15 protein-coding genes and 1 tRNA gene are annotated in these 15,289 nt (G+C 72.1%); 8 read left to right on the forward strand and 8 right to left on the reverse strand.

The annotated features are described in order from the left end of the window. Positions 1 to 462 precede the first annotated feature (462 nt). Both LQ326_RS38080 and LQ326_RS38085 read right to left on the reverse strand, forming a co-directional pair. The gene (locus tag LQ326_RS38080; RefSeq protein ID WP_234543647.1) at positions 463 to 1,194 is read right to left on the reverse strand and encodes a maleate cis-trans isomerase family protein; all 732 of its coding nucleotides are present in this window, start codon (positions 1,192 to 1,194) and stop codon (positions 463 to 465) included. Further along, the gene (locus LQ326_RS38085) at positions 1,191 to 1,991 is read right to left on the reverse strand and encodes a maleate cis-trans isomerase family protein (protein WP_234543648.1); all 801 of its coding nucleotides are present in this window, start codon (positions 1,989 to 1,991) and stop codon (positions 1,191 to 1,193) included. The genes LQ326_RS38080 and LQ326_RS38085 overlap by 4 nt, the downstream gene beginning before the upstream one ends. A gap of 160 nt (positions 1,992 to 2,151) precedes the next feature. On the opposite strand from LQ326_RS38085, the gene LQ326_RS38090 reads away from it, so the two are divergent. Beyond that, positions 2,152 to 3,105 (forward strand): D-2-hydroxyacid dehydrogenase, encoded by a 954-nt coding sequence (locus LQ326_RS38090; RefSeq protein ID WP_234543649.1) that lies wholly within the window; start codon positions 2,152 to 2,154, stop codon positions 3,103 to 3,105. 21 nt (positions 3,106 to 3,126) lie between these two features. After that, positions 3,127 to 4,716, forward strand: a complete 1,590-nt coding sequence (locus LQ326_RS38095; RefSeq protein WP_234543650.1) for an amidase — start codon at positions 3,127 to 3,129, stop codon at positions 4,714 to 4,716. A gap of 50 nt (positions 4,717 to 4,766) precedes the next feature. On the opposite strand, the gene LQ326_RS38100 is transcribed toward LQ326_RS38095, so the two are convergent. Beyond that, entirely contained in the window at positions 4,767 to 5,261 is a 495-nt protein-coding gene (locus LQ326_RS38100; protein ID WP_234543651.1) for a DUF3830 family protein, read from the reverse strand. 47 nt (positions 5,262 to 5,308) lie between these two features. On the opposite strand from LQ326_RS38100, the gene ehuB reads away from it, so the two are divergent. From ehuB to LQ326_RS38130, 6 genes are all read left to right on the forward strand, one after another. Then, a complete protein-coding gene (gene ehuB, locus LQ326_RS38105; RefSeq protein WP_234543652.1) occupies positions 5,309 to 6,247 on the forward strand; it encodes an ectoine/hydroxyectoine ABC transporter substrate-binding protein EhuB in 939 nt (312 codons plus the stop codon). Further along, positions 6,244 to 6,960, forward strand: coding sequence for an ectoine/hydroxyectoine ABC transporter permease subunit EhuC (gene ehuC / locus LQ326_RS38110; RefSeq protein ID WP_234543653.1), 717 nt, complete (start codon positions 6,244 to 6,246; stop codon positions 6,958 to 6,960). Before ehuB ends, ehuC begins: the two co-directional genes overlap by 4 nt. Then, the gene (ehuD, locus tag LQ326_RS38115; RefSeq protein WP_234543654.1) at positions 6,957 to 7,607 is read left to right on the forward strand and encodes an ectoine/hydroxyectoine ABC transporter permease subunit EhuD; all 651 of its coding nucleotides are present in this window, start codon (positions 6,957 to 6,959) and stop codon (positions 7,605 to 7,607) included. Before ehuC ends, ehuD begins: the two co-directional genes overlap by 4 nt. Beyond that, positions 7,597 to 8,379, forward strand: coding sequence for an ectoine/hydroxyectoine ABC transporter ATP-binding protein EhuA (gene ehuA, locus LQ326_RS38120; RefSeq protein ID WP_234543655.1), 783 nt, complete (start codon positions 7,597 to 7,599; stop codon positions 8,377 to 8,379). Before ehuD ends, ehuA begins: the two co-directional genes overlap by 11 nt. 270 nt (positions 8,380 to 8,649) lie before the next feature. Next, complete coding sequence (locus LQ326_RS38125; protein ID WP_234543656.1) at positions 8,650 to 9,408, forward strand: IclR family transcriptional regulator; 759 nt, start codon at positions 8,650 to 8,652, stop codon at positions 9,406 to 9,408. Positions 9,409 to 9,518: 110 nt separating this feature from the next. Further along, positions 9,519 to 9,592, forward strand: a tRNA-Lys gene (locus LQ326_RS38130). A gap of 79 nt (positions 9,593 to 9,671) precedes the next feature. Here LQ326_RS38130 and LQ326_RS38135 read toward each other — a convergent pair. From LQ326_RS38135 to LQ326_RS38155, 5 genes are all read right to left on the reverse strand, one after another. After that, entirely contained in the window at positions 9,672 to 11,279 is a 1,608-nt protein-coding gene (locus LQ326_RS38135; RefSeq protein ID WP_234543657.1) for an AMP-binding protein, read from the reverse strand. Between the two features lie 117 nt (positions 11,280 to 11,396). Beyond that, positions 11,397 to 11,870: a DUF3592 domain-containing protein gene (locus tag LQ326_RS38140; RefSeq protein WP_308402108.1), complete on the reverse strand. Its 474-nt coding sequence runs from the start codon at positions 11,868 to 11,870 to the stop codon at positions 11,397 to 11,399. Between the two features lie 129 nt (positions 11,871 to 11,999). Continuing rightward, positions 12,000 to 12,605: a lytic polysaccharide monooxygenase auxiliary activity family 9 protein gene (locus LQ326_RS38145; protein ID WP_234543658.1), complete on the reverse strand. Its 606-nt coding sequence runs from the start codon at positions 12,603 to 12,605 to the stop codon at positions 12,000 to 12,002. 144 nt (positions 12,606 to 12,749) lie between these two features. Beyond that, entirely contained in the window at positions 12,750 to 13,880 is a 1,131-nt protein-coding gene (locus tag LQ326_RS38150) for an SPFH domain-containing protein (RefSeq protein WP_234543659.1), read from the reverse strand. Between the two features lie 65 nt (positions 13,881 to 13,945). Further along, on the reverse strand, positions 13,946 to 15,247 hold the full coding sequence (locus tag LQ326_RS38155) for a peptidoglycan-binding protein (RefSeq protein ID WP_234543660.1): 1,302 nt from the start codon (positions 15,245 to 15,247) through the stop codon (positions 13,946 to 13,948). Positions 15,248 to 15,289 lie beyond the last annotated feature (42 nt).

Below are 15,289 nucleotides of genomic sequence, written 5' to 3' on the forward strand. Positions count from 1 at the left end.
GCCTCCTGATTTACGGGCGTGAGCTGTCCTGAGGGGCGGTAACAGGAGGAGGTCTCCGTTTATTCCGTGCGGGTGGGTGGGGCTTGGCGACGGGATTTCGCTCACCGGCGCTGACCGGGTGCCGCTGCGCCCACCCGTGCCGCCCCAGCGGCACGACTGCCCGCAGCTGCGTGACGGGGCTGGTGACACGCCTGCGCACGGCTGAGCGGCCGACACCACTGCCCCCGGCTGGGTCGCTGGCGCGGCGGCGCGGAGCCGGGTAACCGGCAATGCCTGCCCGCACCGGGTCGCTGGCGCGGCGGCGCGGGGCTGGGTGACTGACACGCCTGCGCACGGCTGGGTCGCTGGCGGGGCGGCCGGGGGCTGGTGGCTTTTCGGTTTCTTCGTTCCTACCGAGTCGGGTGGTGGGTGGGCGAAGGTTTTCGGGGGTCCGGGGGCGGAGCCCCCGGTACGGCGGCCCGGTCAGGCCTGGACTATCGGCTCGCGGGTGAACAACGTGCCCAGTTCCGGGGCGTTCACCCGACGGTCGGCCAGGCGGAGCCCCTCCCACACGGTCACCTGGTTGGCCGTGAGCACCGGCTTCGACAGCGCCTTCTCCAGGAGCGACACGTGCGCCGCCGTGTGCAGTGCCGTGTCGGGAAGAAGCACCGCCTCGGCCGCCCCGGTGTCGGCCGCCCGCGCCAGGGTCAGGATCTCCTCCTCCCCCCACGTCGCCACCTCCGCCGCCGTGACGACCCCCGAGGACCGCACGCCGGTCACCTCCAGGCCCCCGGCCCGCAGGAAGTCGGCGAAGAGGGACGCCACGTCGTCGGGGTAGGTCGCGCCGACCGCCACCCGCCGCACCCCGAGCTCCCGCGCCGCGTGCACGAAGGCGAAGGACGTGGACGACGCCGGCATCCCCGCCGCCCTGGCGAGCCCGCGGACCTGCTGCTGGGCGCCTTCCCAGCCGTACACGAAGCTCCCGCTGGTGCACGCCCACACCACCGCGTCCGCGCCCGCGAGCCGCAGTTCCGCCACCCCGGCGGCCAGCCGTTCCTCGGAGCCCATCTCGCGCAACGCGTCCACCCGGTGCGCGTCCTCGCCGATGTCGGTGTGGACGACGTCCACCCGGACGTCGCTGCCGAGGAGCTGCTCGATACGGGGGTAGTCGTCCTCCGCGGAGTGCCCCGGATAAAGGAGCCCGAGCGCTGTCATGTCCACCCTTCCTGCTGTTCTTCCGGCAACACGGGCCACTCGCGCGCCGCCGCCGGTTCGTCCGCGTGGCGGATCAGCGCCTGATAGGGGCCCACCGCTCGGGTACCCAGCCTGCGCAGCGCCGCCCACATCGTGACCTGATTGGCCGACAGCACCGGGATCCGCAGCTCGGCCTCCAGCTGGGGGATGACGTCGTAGGTGGCGAGGTTGGTGCAGGAGATGAACAGGGCGTCGGCGGCGCCGGGCCGTACCGCCTGCCGGGCCATGGCCACCACGTCCCGGTACGGCACCTGCCAGATGTGCCGGGTCAGTCCCATGAACGCGCAGCCGGCGACGCGGATGCCCGCCTGCGCGACGTACTCCTCGAGGACCCGGGTCACCGAGACGGTGTACGGCGTGACCAGCGCCAGCCGTCGTACGCCCAGCTCGGTCAGCGCGTCGAGCAGCGCGCCGGAGGTGGTCAGGGAGGGCACCGCGCCGGAGCGGGTCATGGCCTCGCACATCGCGCGCTCGCCCGCGATGCCGCCGACGAAGCTGCCGGAGGTGCAGGCGTAGGCGACGACCTCGGGCGCGACCGCGGTCAGCGCCCGTACCGCCTCGCCGAGGGTCTCGTGCTCGCTGACCAGCCGGGCGAGGTCCAGGCTGACCTCGACCGGCACGTACGGCGTCCTGGTCAGGTGCAGCGACACGTCGTCCGGCACCCAGCGCCACAGCTCGCGGTCGAGCGCGAAGTCGAAGGGCGCCACGACGCCGATGCCGCGCTGGGGCCGGGGTCCGCCCAGAAAGGAGACGTCCATGGCAGGTCACCGGCCTCACGCGGGAAGTCGAGGGGCAACGGTCGACGGATACGCCCGTGTTGACGACGGTAGGTTCGGGTGTCAGCGTGGTCAATCCGCGCCTGTGAGACGTTTCATCCGCGCATGTCAGACGCTGTCGGACACCGGGAGACCGCCCCGAATGACGCCGCCCGTGCCCACCCTGCTGGTCCTCGACGCCGACCCGCCCCCGCGGCTGGGCCGGCTCACCGGCCGCGCCCGGATCGTGCACACGGACGCGGCGGGCCTCGCGGCCCGGCTGCCGTCGGCCGACGTCCTCCTGGTCTGGGACTTCGCCTCGCACGCCGTCCGTGAGGCCTGGCCGGGCGAGGGGCCGCGGCCGCGCTGGGTGCACACGGCGAGCGCGGGCGTCGACCATCTGATGTGCCCCGAGCTGGCCGCGTCCGACACGGTCGTCACCAACGCGCGCGGGGTCTTCGACACGCCCATCGCCGAGTACGTGGCCGCGCTGGTCCTCGCCATCGCCAAGGACCTGCCCCGGACCCTCGATCTCCAGCGGGAGCGGACCTGGCTCCACCGCGAGGCGCGCCGGGTCGGCGGCACGCGCGCGTGCGTGGTCGGCACCGGGCCGATCGGCCGGGCGATCGCCCGCACCCTCAAGGCGCTCGGCATCACCACCGCCCTCGTCGGCCGGGTCCCGCGCACCGGTATCCACGGCCCCGACGACCTGGACCGGCTGATGTCCCGCGCCGACTGGGTGATCGCGGCCGCCCCGCTGACCGAGCAGACGTACGGCATGTTCGACGCGCGCCGCTTCGGCGTGATGCAGCCGTCGGCGTGCTTCATCAACGTCGGCCGGGGCGGGCTGGTCGACGAGGAGGCCCTGGTCCGCGCGCTGACCCGGCGCTGGATCGCCGCCGCGGCGCTGGACGTCCTCGCCACCGAGCCGTTGCCCGCCGACAGCCCGCTGTGGAGTGTGCCGGGGCTGATCGTCTCCCCCCACATGAGCGGGGACACGGTCGGCTGGCGCGACGAGCTGGGCAGCCAGTTCGTGGAGTTGTACGAGCGGTGGGCGGCGGGCAGGTCCCTGCTGAACGTCGTCGACAAGAAGCGCGGTTACGTGCCCGGTCACTGACCTGTCTCCCGGGAGGGGCCCATGAAGCTCACCGACCTGACCGCCCGGCAGCTCCTCGACGGCTACCGCAAGGGCGAGTTCGGACCCGTGGACGCGGTCCGGGCGGCCCTGGAACGGGCGGCGCGGATCCAGCCGGAGGTCAACGCCTTCGTCCGGCTCACGGAGGAGGAGGCCCTGGCGCGGGCGAGGGCGTCGCAGGAGCGGTGGCGGCGAGGGGAGCCGAAGGGGCTGCTGGACGGCGTCCCGGTGACGGTCAAGGACATCCTCCTCATGCGCGGCCATCCGACCCTGCGCGGCTCGAAGACGATCTCGGCGGACGGGAGTTGGGACGAGGATGCGCCTTCCGTCGCCCGGCTGCGCGAGCACGGAGCGGTGTTCGTCGGCAAGACGACCACCCCCGAGTACGGCTGGAAGGGCGTGACCGACTCCCCGCTCTGCGGGATCACCCGCAACCCGTACGACCCCACCCGCACCGCCGGCGGCTCCAGCGGCGGCAGCGCGGCGGCCGTCGCCCTGGGCGCCGGGCCGCTGTCCCTGGGCACCGACGGCGGCGGCAGCGTGCGGATCCCGGCCGCGTTCTGCGGGATCTTCGGCCTGAAACCGACGTACGGCCGTGTCCCCCTCTACCCGGCGAGCGCCTTCGGCACGCTGTCCCACGTCGGCCCGATGACCAGGGACGCGGCCGACGCGGCGCTGATGCTGGACGTGATCGGGACCCCGGATGCCCGCGACTGGTCCGCCCTCGGCCCCGCCCCCGGCTCCTTCGTGGCGGGTCTGACCGGAGGTGTCCGCGGCCTCCGGGTGGCCTTCTCGCCGACGCTGGGCGGCCAGGTCGCGGTGGCTCCCGCCGTCGCGGCGGCGGTACGGCGGGCGGTGGCGGGGCTCGCGGAACTCGGCGCGTACGTCGAGGAGACCGACCCGGACTTCAGCGACCCGGTGGAAGCGTTCCACGCGCTGTGGTTCGCGGGCGCCGCCCGGGTGACGCAGCGTTTCTCCCCTGAGCAGCGGGAGTCACTCGACCCGGGGCTGCGGGAGATCTGCGGGATCGGCGCCCGCCTGTCCGCGCTGGACTACCTCGCCGCGGTGGACGTCCGGATGGACCTGGGCCGCCGGATGGGCCGCTTCCACGAGTCGTACGACCTCCTCGTCACGCCCACCCTGCCCATCACGGCGTTCGAGGCGGGCGTGGAGGTGCCGAGGGGCTCGGGGCACCGCCGCTGGACAGGCTGGACCCCCTTCACCTACCCCTTCAACCTGACCCAGCAGCCGGCCGCGACGGTCCCGGTCGGGACGGACGCCGACGGACTGCCGGCAGGCCTGCAGATCGTGGCCGCCCGCCACCACGACGACCTGGTCCTACGGGCGGCCCACGCCCTGTACGAGGCACAGGTGGCCTCGGCACCGCCGAACAGCACCGTGGCGGCTCAGCACCGTCGCGGCGGAAAGAAAGGACCGACGGCGCCACGGCAGACATGCGAGCGCTGCGACAGCCCCAGCGGGTCCGGCACCGCCGAACAGCACCGTGGCGGCTCAGCACCGTCGCGACGGAAAGAAAGGACCGACGGCGCCGCGGGAGAAGAACCGGCAGCACCGCCGGAGAAGAACGGCTAGCGCGGCACAAGACGAACGAGAAGCGTCGCAGAAGCAGCAGGAGCGTGGACTCACACGGTGCGGAACGTCAACTGCTCCCCCGCCGCGCCGTTGCGCCACAGGTCGTTGCAGGCATCGGCCAGTTCCGGCAGTCCCTGCACCACCTGCCCCCACACGATCCCGGGGACCCAGCCCACGTCGCCGTTGAGGAGGAGGTTGTTGCGTTCGTAGAAGAGGGCCAGGTCGACCAGCGTGGTGCCGGGGCGGACCTCGCGGTCGTAGCCGTAGGCCTTGGTGGCTAACTCCGTGCCCGCGAAGGAGAAGTAGCACAGGTCGCCGGGGATGGGCGTGACCGTCGGGTTCTCCAGGGGCGGCTCCGTCGGGGCGAACGGCGGGAAAAGGGCGTAGATCTCGTTGCGGGCGTACTTCGCGTGGTAGACGTCGCCCGACAGGGGAAGGGCGTCCCAGACGGCGGCGCAGGTGAGGGGCGCGCGGTCGTCCAGGAGCCGGGCCTTGGCGGTGACACCGCGGCTGACCAGCGAGACTTCGATGAATCGTTCGGTCATGCCTTCCATGGTGCATAAGTCGGTTGGGGTCGGGTAGCCGCGCCGCCATGGCTCCACCACACGGGAACGAATCAGACACATCCGGGTACGAATCCAGACACTCTCGGCGGGCGGTGCTCGCGGGTGCCGCCGCGGTCGGCGCCCTCGGCGCGCTCGGCGCCGCCGGTTGCACGCGCGTGGCCACCGCCGCCGGCACCGACGGCGGTGACCTGCTGCAACGGCTGCGCGCCCAGGGTGTCGTACGGCTCGGGATCGCCGGGGAGATTCCCTTCGGGTACATCGACAAGGACGGGCACCTGACCGGTGAGGCGCCGGAGCTGGCGAAGGCGGTCTTCAAACGGCTCGGGGTGGACCGGGTGCAGCCGGTGCCGACCGAGTTCGGTTCGCTGATCCCCGGGCTGAACTCGCAGCAGTTCGACGTCGTGGCCGCCGGGATGTACGTCAACCCGGAGCGGTGCGCGCAGGTGGTCTTCGCGGACCCGGACTACCAGATGCTCGACTCGTTCATCGTGCGGAAGGGGAATCCCAAGGGGCTGCACGACTACAAGGACGTCGTCGCGAAGAAGGCGAAGTTCGCGACGGGGACGGGCTACGCGGAGATCCAGTACGCGGTCGCGGCCGGGTACAAGGAGAGCGACATCCTGATCGTTCCCGACCAGGTCGCCGGGCTGAACGCCGTGGAGGCGGGGCGCGTCGACGTCTTCGCCGGTACGGCGCTCACCACGCGTGCCGTCGTCAGGAAGTCGGCGAAGGCGGAGGCCACCAGCGCCTTCGCGCCGCTCGTGGACGGGAAACCGCACGTCGACGGGGGCGCGTTCGCGTTCCGGTCGGCGGAGACGAGACTGCGGGACGCCTTCAACGTGGAGCTGCGCAAGCTGAAGAAGAGCGGCGAACTGTTCCGGATCCTGCGGCCGTTCGGCTTCACCGAGGCCGAGATGACCGACCTCACGGCGAAGGAGCTGTGCGGGGAAGGGAAGAGCGGATGACCCCGGGACTGTGGGACCTCGTGCTGGGCGGCGTCTGGACCACCGTCCAGCTGCTGGTGCTCAGCGCGCTGCTGATGACCGCCGTGGCCCTGGTGGTGGGCGTGGCGCGGACGCACCGGCTCTGGATCGTCCGGTTTCTCGCCGGTCTCTACACCGAGGTGTTCCGTGGCACCTCGGCGCTGGTGATGATCTTCTGGGTGTTCTTCGTGCTGCCGGTCGCCTTCGGCTGGCTGCTGGTGCCGATGTGGGCGGGCACCCTCGCGCTCGGCCTGACGTACGGCGCGTACGGCTCGGAGATCGTGCGTGGGGCGCTGGGCGCGGTCGACCCGGCGCAGCAGGAGGGCGGGATCGCGCTCGGCTTCACGCCCTGGCAGCGGCTGCGGCTGATCCTGCTGCCGCAGGCGGTGCCGGAGATGATCCCCTCCTACTGCAACCTGCTCGTGGAGCTGCTCAAGGGCACCGCCCTGGTGTCCGTCACCGGCATGGGCGACCTGGCGTTCAGCGGGAACCTGGTGCGGCTGGCGTTGCAGGAGAGCGCGCACATCTACACGTATCTGCTCCTCGTCTACTTCGTGATCGCGTTCGTCATCACCCGGCTGATGCGCGGTCTGGAGAAGCGGCTGCGGGCCGGGATCGGCAAGGATCCGGGGGACGAGCACGCCGCCCGGACCCGCAAGCGCAGGGAGACGACCGGGGTGGGTGGTGTGGCGTGACGTGGGACTGGAGTGCCGTACGCGAGTTCATGCCGCACTTCTGGGACGGTCTGCTGGTCACCCTGCAGGCGCTGGTCCTCGGGTCGCTGATCTCGTTCTCGCTAGGGCTGGTGTGGGCACTGCTGATGCGGACGCCCACGCGGTGGGTGCGCTGGCCGGTCGGGGTGGTGACGGAGTTCGTGCGCAACACCCCGCTGCTGGTGCAGCTGTTCTTCCTCTTCTACGTGCTGCCCGAGTGGGGACTGACGTTCTCCGCGCTGACCACCGGGGTCTTCGCGATCGGCCTGCACTACTCGACGTACACCATGCAGGTCTACCGGGCCGGCATCGAGGCGGTGCCGGCCGGGCAGTGGGAGGCCGCGACGGCGCTGAGTCTTCCGGCGCGGCGGACCTGGTTCGCGGTCATCCTGCCGCAGGCGGTGCGCCGGGTCGTGCCGCCGCTCGGCAACTACGTGATCTCGATGCTCAAGGACACGCCGATCCTGGTGTCGATCACCGTGCTGGAGATGCTGGGCCAGGCCCGGCTCTTCTCCCAGCAGCACTTCCAGTTCACCGAGCCGTTGACGGTGATCGGCGTCGCCTTCGTCGTCATCTCCTACCTCGCCTCCCTTCTCCTGCGCACCCTGGAGCGTCGTCTTGTCCGTTGACACCAGCAAGCAGCCGAGTACCACCGACACCGCGGCCACCGAACTGATCCGCCTGGCGGGGGTGACCAAGCGGTTCGGGGGCAACACCGTCCTCGACGGGCTGGACCTCGCCGTGCAGACGGGCCGGCACGTCACCCTGATCGGGCCGTCCGGCTCCGGCAAGACCACGATCCTGCGGCTGCTGATGACCCTGGCCGAGCCGGACTCGGGCACCATCACCGTCGACGGACAGCGCCTCTTCCCGGCGTCGGAGAAGGAGCGGCGGGAGGTCCGCAAGCAGATCGGGATGGTGTTCCAGCAGTTCAACCTGTTCCCGAACATGACCGTGCTGCGCAACATCACCGAGGCCCCGGTGACCGTGCTGGGCCTGCCGAAGGACGAGGCGGAGGCGCGTGCCCGGGACCTGCTCGACCTGGTGGGCCTCGCCGACAAGTGCGACGCCAAGCCGACCCAGCTCTCCGGCGGCCAGCAGCAGCGGGTCGCGATCGCCCGGGCGCTGGCGATGCGGCCGAAGGTGCTGCTCCTGGACGAGGTGACCTCGGCGCTCGACCCGGAACTGGTCGCGGGCGTCCTCGACGTGCTCAGGGACATCGCCCGCTCCACCGACATCACCATGCTCTGCGTGACCCACGAGATGAACTTCGCCCGGGACATCTCCGACCAGGTCCTGATGTTCGACGCGGGCCGGGTCATCGAGGCGGGCCCGCCGGAACGGATCTTCAGCGAGCCCGAGCACGAGCGGACCCGGGAGTTCCTGGGGGCGGTGCTGTAGATATGTGCACCGCCGGGCCGTAAAAGTTTCCCGGCGCCGCGGCCCCGCGTACAAGAAGTGAACGCTCGATCACCCGAGGTCCGCGGGGCGGGTCATTCCGATGACATATGCCAGAGGGCCTTCGTCGCAGTTGGGAAGGGCGGGAATCTCGCCAACAGCCGCTCCGTTTCGGCTTCTTGCCCGTTATCGTGGAGAGGATCCGCGGTCCGGATCGCGGCCCAAGCAGTGCTCTCACAGCAGTACCGCCGAGCGAGCGCAGGGGGGACCACCGTGGCGCTGATGCACGAGCCGACCGCCCCGTACCACTCCGCCCAGGACGCCCTGCGTGTCCTGGAGACGGTGGCCGGGCACGCCACCGGCGTCACCGACACCGAGCTGGCCCGCCGCACCGGCCTGGGCCCCGAGCGGCTGACCGCACTGCTGCGCATGCTGCGCCGCGAGGGCTACGTCGCGCAGGTCACCGACGGCGCGTACGTGACCGGAGAGACCCTGCGCCGGCTCGGCTCCGCGCACGAGCGGGAGCAGGCCCTCGGTGAACAGCTCCAGCAGACCCTGGACCGGCTGCGCGACTCGGTCGGCGCCGCCGTCTATCTCAGCCGGTACGTCGACGGCGAGGTGCGGATAGGCCGGTACGCGGCCGGCCCGGCCACCCCCGCGGTCAACGAGTGGGTGGACTTCCGCTCCTCCGCGCACGCCACCGCGATCGGCAAGAGCCTGCTCACCCAGCTCGACCACAACGCCCGCCGTGACCACCTCTCCCGCCACAAGATGGCCCGCCTCACCTCGCGCACCATCACCAGCGACAAGCTGCTGCTGTCCCGCCTGGAGGCGCAGCCGCCGACGGTCCCCGTCCTGGACCTCCAGGAGTACGCCGTCGGCACGGTGTGCGCGGCGGTCCTGATCACCGCCGGTGCGGCCGTGGGCTGCCTGGCCCTCTCCCTGCCGGTCGAGCACGCGCACCGGCTCCGCCAGGCCGCCGACACCCTGAACCGCGGCGCGGCCCCGGTACTGCTGTCCCTCGCCATCTAGGCCAGGCCCTGGCGGTGGTCGGAAGCACCCCGCGGGACCGGGTATTATTTTCTTCGTCGCCAGCCGCGAGAAGCAGTCGAAAGATCATGCGCACGGTCGGCGAGAGTCATGCGCCGCTAGCTCAGTTGGTTAGAGCAGCTGACTCTTAATCAGCGGGTCCGGGGTTCGAGTCCCTGGCGGCGCACCTGTGATGACCTGGGGTTTTCCACCCCAGGTCATTTTTTTGCGCGCCGTGCGCGCCGTGCGAGCCCTGCTGCGGCAAGTCACCGCGAAGGCCGCCAGGCCTCGGCGTCCTCCTTGGTCAGCCTGCGGTACGTCCGCTCCCCCGGCGGCCGCCACCACACCGGGTCGGCACACCACACCCCCTCCCGCCGCAGGGCCGCCCGCTGGATCTTGTTGGTCGCCGTCACCGGCATCCGCTCGACCACCCGCACGAAGCGGGGCGCCATCTTCGTCCCCAGATCCGGCTGGGCCAGCAGGAACTCGGCGAACCCCAGCGGATCGAACCGCCCGGCGACGGTCGCCATCACCTGGTCCCCGGTCACCGGATCCGGCACCCCGTACACGGCGACGGCGTCCGCGCCCTCGTACCGGGCCACGATGTTCTCGATCATCGCGGCGGCCAGGTTCTCCCCGTCGACCCGGATCCGGTCGTCGGTACGTCCCGCGAAGTACAGGTAGCCCTCCCCGTCCCGGTAGAAGAGATCGCCGGTCCAGTACCACCCTCCCCTGCGCCGCTCGGCCTCCGCCCGCGGGTTCCGCCAGTACCCCTCGAACGGGTTCGGCGCCCGGTTCACCAGTTCCCCGATGGCCTGCTCCCCGTTGAGCAGCCGCCCCCCGGAGTCGAAGACGGCGGGCGGGCACTCCTGCCCCGACTCCTGATCGAGTACGACAAGCCCCGGCCCTGCCCGTCCCACCGCCCCGTCCGGGGTCCCCGGCGACCACTGGATCGCCGCCCCGCCCTCCGAGGACCCGTACCCCTCGACCAGCCGCACCCCGAACCGCTCCGCGAAGGCCGCCGCGTCCACGGCCCCGGCCTCCGTCCCGAACCCGAGCCGCAGCGGGTTGTCCCGGTCGTCGGGGCGCGGCTCGGTGGCGAGTATGTACTGCACGGCCCGGCCGACGTAGGTGAAGTAGGTGGCCCGGTAGCGCCGCACGTCACTCAGGAACCCGGAGGCCGAGAACCGCCGCCGTACCGCCGCCCCGGCCCCGGCCACCAGCGCGGGCGCCCAGTCGGCGATCACGGCGTTGCCGTGGAACATCGGCATGCAGATGTAGTGCACGTCGTCGGCGCCGGTCCCGAACTGCCCGGCGAGCGAACGCCCGGCCGCCGCGAGCCGCCCCTGGGAGCAGAGCGCGGCCTTCGGAGCCCCGGTGGAGCCGGAGGTGAAGTAGAGCAGCATCCGGTCGGCGGGCGTGGCCCGGGAGGCGTCCGGGAACGCGCCGAGGTAAGGGGCGAGGAGGGCGCCGTACTCCGGTTCGTCGGTGACGAGGATCCGGACACCGGGCAGTTCGAGCCCGGCGAGCAGGGGCAGCTGGGCCCGCTCGGTGACCAGCACCGGGCACTCGGTGTGCAGGATGTCCCGCGCCAGTTCTGCCCCCCTGCGGGTCGGGTTGACCCCGGCCACGGCGGCCCGGGCGAGCGCGGCGGCCCCGAGCCAGAGCGGGAACTCCGGGGTGTTGTCGAGAAGGACCCCGACGTGGGGCACGGCGCCGTCAGGCAGCAGATCGCCGAACAGCGCCGCCCTGGCCGCGGCCCCGGCGGCCACCTCGTGGTGCGTCAGCACCTGCTCCTCGAACCACAGCCCGGGCCGATGGTCACCCCATCGCGCGGCCACTGCTTCAGCGATCGTGCGCCTGTCGGAGTCCATGACGAAGCAGCGTAACTGACACACCGTCAGATGTGCAGCGCCCCGTAAGGGGCGCGGGGCTGTACCTGTATGCGGCTCCCCACCGGCCCGCGCCGCCCCGCCCCCCGATCGCGGCACTCACGGAGCGAAACCGTCCGCCTGCGAGAAGATGAAATGCGCCGTGCCCATGAAGACCAGTGCGAACACGATGAACACCACGAAGAACGCCACCGTGCACCCGGTCCCCACGGCCAGCCTCCCCTGCGCCGGCGGCCGCGCCGTGGCCTTCTCCGGGTGCTCCGGCAGGTAGTGCACCGTGACGAAGTCACCCTCGACGACGGTGGACCGCCCGTTCGCCTCGTCGACGCGGACGGTCCGCCCCTCGGCCGTCGTGAACTCGTACACATGGTGCAGCGTGGTCCTCACGGCCGTGTCCCCGCCACCGCCGCTGGTCGTGGTGTACGACCGCAGACAGCGGGCCTCGGCGGTGCGCCCGTGACGCCACGCCCGGCTGATCTCGCTCGACCGCCCGAGCGTCCTGACCACCCCGAGGACACCGACGACGACGAAGATGCCGGGAATGAGGTAGAAGAACGCCTCCATCAGGCCCATGAGATTCCCCCGTTTCCGAACACCGGTCCGACTGACCGGCGTGCCGGGAACGTACCCCCGCGGCCCGCGGCGGGTCCTCAAGCGAAGCTCAGATCGATTCGGTGTTACCCAGCCGTCGAACGACCCGGGTCAGAACGTGACGTCCGAGCAGGCGTAGAACGCGTTGCCCGTGTCGGCGATCGTCCAGACCGCGAGGATCACGTGGTGACCGCTCAGCCCCGTCGGCAGGGTGCCGCTGTGGCTGAGGGTGGCCGGCGGACGCTGGCCGTTGTAGGGGACGGTGAGGAACGGCGTGGTGTCGAGGTCCGAACGGGCGAGGGCGTGGTTCTGGTTCCAGCCCTGCTTGGTGACGTAGTACGAGAAGTCGGTCGTGGCGTGCATCGCCGTGAACTGCCAGCGGAACGTGTACGTCTGGCCACCCGTCACCTTCGTCGTCGGCCAGGCGCCGCCCGACGGCGTGGTCGGCGAGCTGAGCTGGGCGAACCTGCTCAGCCCACCGTTGCAGATCTGGCCGTCAGCGGGTCCGGCCGCCGGGAAGCCCTTGGGGCCCTCGACGCTCTGCGGCTCGTACTGGATGTCGCCGCAGTCCGTCACCGTGCCGGACGCGCAGAGCCTCTGCCTGCTGATGGGGAGGTCGGTGTAGCCGTGCCCGCTGGCGCCGCCGGTGGAGAGCGCGAAGGCTCCGGCGGTCGCCACGCCGAGCACGACGGCCGACACCTTGGTCCGTTTACGCATGCTGCCGCTCCTGGAGAACGTGGGGGATGTCCACTGAGCCGTGCAGGTCTAGACCAAGTCCCAGATTATTGCCAGCACTTGAGCATGTCCATACCAAATGAGGGGTCCATCCCTTTCCCTGCTTCAGGCCTCACGGCTCACGGCTCACGGGACCGACGCGGTGTGCCCCGAACAGAACGCCACCGTCAGGTCCCGCACCAGCACCTTGCGCTCGTAGTCGTCGAGGTCGACGAGTCCGCGCATGGTCAGCCGGGTCACCGTGTCCTCGACCGAGTCCACGACCGAGGTGAGCATGGTGGCCCGCTGCTGCGCGTCGAGCGCCGCGATCCGGCGGCGGTGCATGGCCGCGGCGACCTCCGGCGCGTACTCCACCCGGACCGGCTGCACGGCGAACACCTCCAGGCCGATGCCCGCCGCGTCCGCCGTGACCAGCCGGGTCAGCGCGTCCGCCGCCGTCTCCACCGAGCCCCGGGCCGTGCCCGGCGGTTCCACCGGCACCCGTGCCAGCGCGGCCTCCACGCACTCGCGCAGATACGTCTCGTGGTCCTCGACGCCGAGCGCCGCCCGCGCGGTGTCCCGCACCCGCCACACCACCAGGACGACGACCCTGAGCGCGACCCCGTTGCCGTCCGCCGCCGGCATCTCCTCGCTGCGCCAGTGCCGCAGCCGGACGTCGACCCGGCGGCGCAGCACCAGCGGGTTGACCCAGAGCAGACCGGTGCGCCGCACCGTCCCCCGGTAGCGGCCGAACATGCCGAGCACCCAGGCCCGTCCGGTCGTCCCGCGCGCGAGCCCCGCGAAGCCGGTCAGGCCGAGCGCGCCGGCACCGGCGTACGCGGCCCACTGCGCCGGACCGAGCCCCGCGCCCCCGGACGCCGGCAGGCGCAGCGCGTGCGCCGCGAGCGACGGCAGCAGCCCCGCCCACCAGGAGGTGGCGAGCCCCCCGGCCACTCCGCCGAGCCCGGCGCACACGCCGGCCGCGCCGGGCAGCACCCGGGCCGGGCGCTCCACCAGGTCGGGATCGACGGCGGCGGCCGGCCGGGGCTTGGCCGGGAAGGGGCGGCGCAGCCGGGGCTGCTCGCCGGTGCCCTGGCGGCGGCCGACCACGGCGGGGCGCAGCGGCACCGACACCGGATCCGGGTCGTCACGGAACAGCAGATGGACGGGGATCTCGGTGGTGATCTCGTTCTGGATCAGCCGGGGAGCCGGGCGGGTCGGCGGCCCGCCGTCCAGGGGCCCGTCCGACTCAGGGGTGTGTGCGGTGGTCGTACTCATGCCTGCCTCCAGCCTCCGCGCCAGATGCTTCGGGTGGTCCTCGGGGAGTCGGGGAGTCGGGGTCGTCACGGGAACAGGCGGCGCCAGGTCTCCGGCCCCGGGTAGCCGTCGGCGGCGCCGCCGCGCCAGCCCTGGGCGCGCTGGAACGCCTCGACGGCCCTGCGGTCCGCCTCGCCCCAGGCGGGATGCGGGCCGTCGGGGTAGAAACGGCCGTAGCCCTTCCTGATCAGCTGCCTGCCGAGTTGGGTGATGTGGTCGTTGGCGCTGCCCGGGCGGAAGAAGCTCTTGCCGGGGTAGCCCGGGACCCCGTGCGAGGCGGGGGCGGGCGGGGCCGGGGTGGCGGGCTTGATGCTCCTGCCCTTGCCGCTGGCGAGGAGTTCCCAGGTACGCGGCCCCGGCATGCCGTCGGCGGCGGCGCCGGTCCAGCCCTGGGCCCGCTGGAAGGCCTGGGTGGCCCGCTGGTCGGAGGGGCCCCAGACCGGCCCCGGGCCCTTGCCGTAGTGGCTGCCGGCGCCCCGGGCGACCAGCAGTTGCCCCAGGAGGGTGACGTACTTGTTGTCGGCGCCGGGCCCGAAGTAGGCGGCCCCCGGGAAGGGCACCGACGTCTTCCCGGCCGGGGCGCCCGACGCGCTCGGGTCCGCGATCAGGCCCTTGTAGCGGTAGGGGACGTACTTGGCGGAGTTGGCCCAGTAGGCGTAGGGGGTGGACTGGCGGTGGACGTGCGGGGGTGTCTGCTCGTACGCCGCGTAGGAGGTGCGCGTGTAGTCCGTCCAGCCGCCGAAGATCACGACATGGGACCCTTTCTCGGGGTTGTCGGGGTTGTGGAAGAGCAGGATGTCGCCGGGCTGGAGCTCCTCCTTGGTGATCCTCGTGCCGAACTGGTCGAGGCTCCCGGTCCACTCGTTGCCGGCCAGCCCCCAGGCCATGGAGACATAGCCGGAGCAGTCCTGCCGGTACCCGTCGGTCCAGTAGCGGGACATGCTGTACGGCACCCGGGCGGCGACCCAGGTCTTGGCCCGGTTGATGATCTGTGTACGGGTGATGGGGGGTGTGGTGACCGGGCCCTGCACGGGCGTGCCGCCCGGTCCGTGCAGGGGGGACTTGGTGCCCTGCGGGGTCTCGGGTTCGGGGTCCGCGGGGGCGGCGGACCGGTGCGGGGCGGGCGGGGTGCTGTGGGCGGCGGCGCTCGGGGCGCTCGCGGCGAGGGCGGCGGACGCGGCGGCCGCCACGACCAGGACACTCCGGGCGGCCGGGTGCCCGCCGAAGCGGCCCGGCAGCGGGGAGGGACCGACTCGCCGCCAGTGGACGCAGCCGGGGCATTCGCAGTTGTCCGCGGGGTCGAATTCCTCGAATACCGGGGCCGGCATGCGATTCCCTTCACACTTCGGGCGGATATATCCGGAACTGTG

The sequence above is a fragment of the Streptomyces shenzhenensis genome (assembly GCF_021462265.1).
Taxonomy (GTDB): domain Bacteria; phylum Actinomycetota; class Actinomycetes; order Streptomycetales; family Streptomycetaceae; genus Streptomyces; species Streptomyces shenzhenensis.

Bases quoted from the DNA above. Each gene is read 5' to 3' on its own strand.
- LQ326_RS38155 (WP_234543660.1), bottom strand. From the start codon at position 15,247: ATGCCGGCCCCGGTATTCGAGGAATTCGACCCCGCGGACAACTGCGAA.
- LQ326_RS38100 (WP_234543651.1), bottom strand. From the start codon at position 5,261: ATGACCGAACGATTCATCGAAGTCTCGCTGGTCAGCCGCGGTGTCACC.
- LQ326_RS38150 (WP_234543659.1), bottom strand. From the start codon at position 13,880: ATGAGTACGACCACCGCACACACCCCTGAGTCGGACGGGCCCCTGGAC.
- LQ326_RS38090 (WP_234543649.1), top strand. From the start codon at position 2,152: ATGACGCCGCCCGTGCCCACCCTGCTGGTCCTCGACGCCGACCCGCCC.
- ehuC (WP_234543653.1), top strand. From the start codon at position 6,244: ATGACCCCGGGACTGTGGGACCTCGTGCTGGGCGGCGTCTGGACCACC.
- ehuB (WP_234543652.1), top strand. From the start codon at position 5,309: ATGGCTCCACCACACGGGAACGAATCAGACACATCCGGGTACGAATCC.
- LQ326_RS38140 (WP_308402108.1), bottom strand. From the start codon at position 11,870: ATGGGCCTGATGGAGGCGTTCTTCTACCTCATTCCCGGCATCTTCGTC.
- LQ326_RS38145 (WP_234543658.1), bottom strand. From the start codon at position 12,605: ATGCGTAAACGGACCAAGGTGTCGGCCGTCGTGCTCGGCGTGGCGACC.
- LQ326_RS38085 (WP_234543648.1), bottom strand. From the start codon at position 1,991: ATGGACGTCTCCTTTCTGGGCGGACCCCGGCCCCAGCGCGGCATCGGC.
- LQ326_RS38135 (WP_234543657.1), bottom strand. From the start codon at position 11,279: ATGGACTCCGACAGGCGCACGATCGCTGAAGCAGTGGCCGCGCGATGG.
- LQ326_RS38080 (WP_234543647.1), bottom strand. From the start codon at position 1,194: ATGACAGCGCTCGGGCTCCTTTATCCGGGGCACTCCGCGGAGGACGAC.
- LQ326_RS38095 (WP_234543650.1), top strand. From the start codon at position 3,127: ATGAAGCTCACCGACCTGACCGCCCGGCAGCTCCTCGACGGCTACCGC.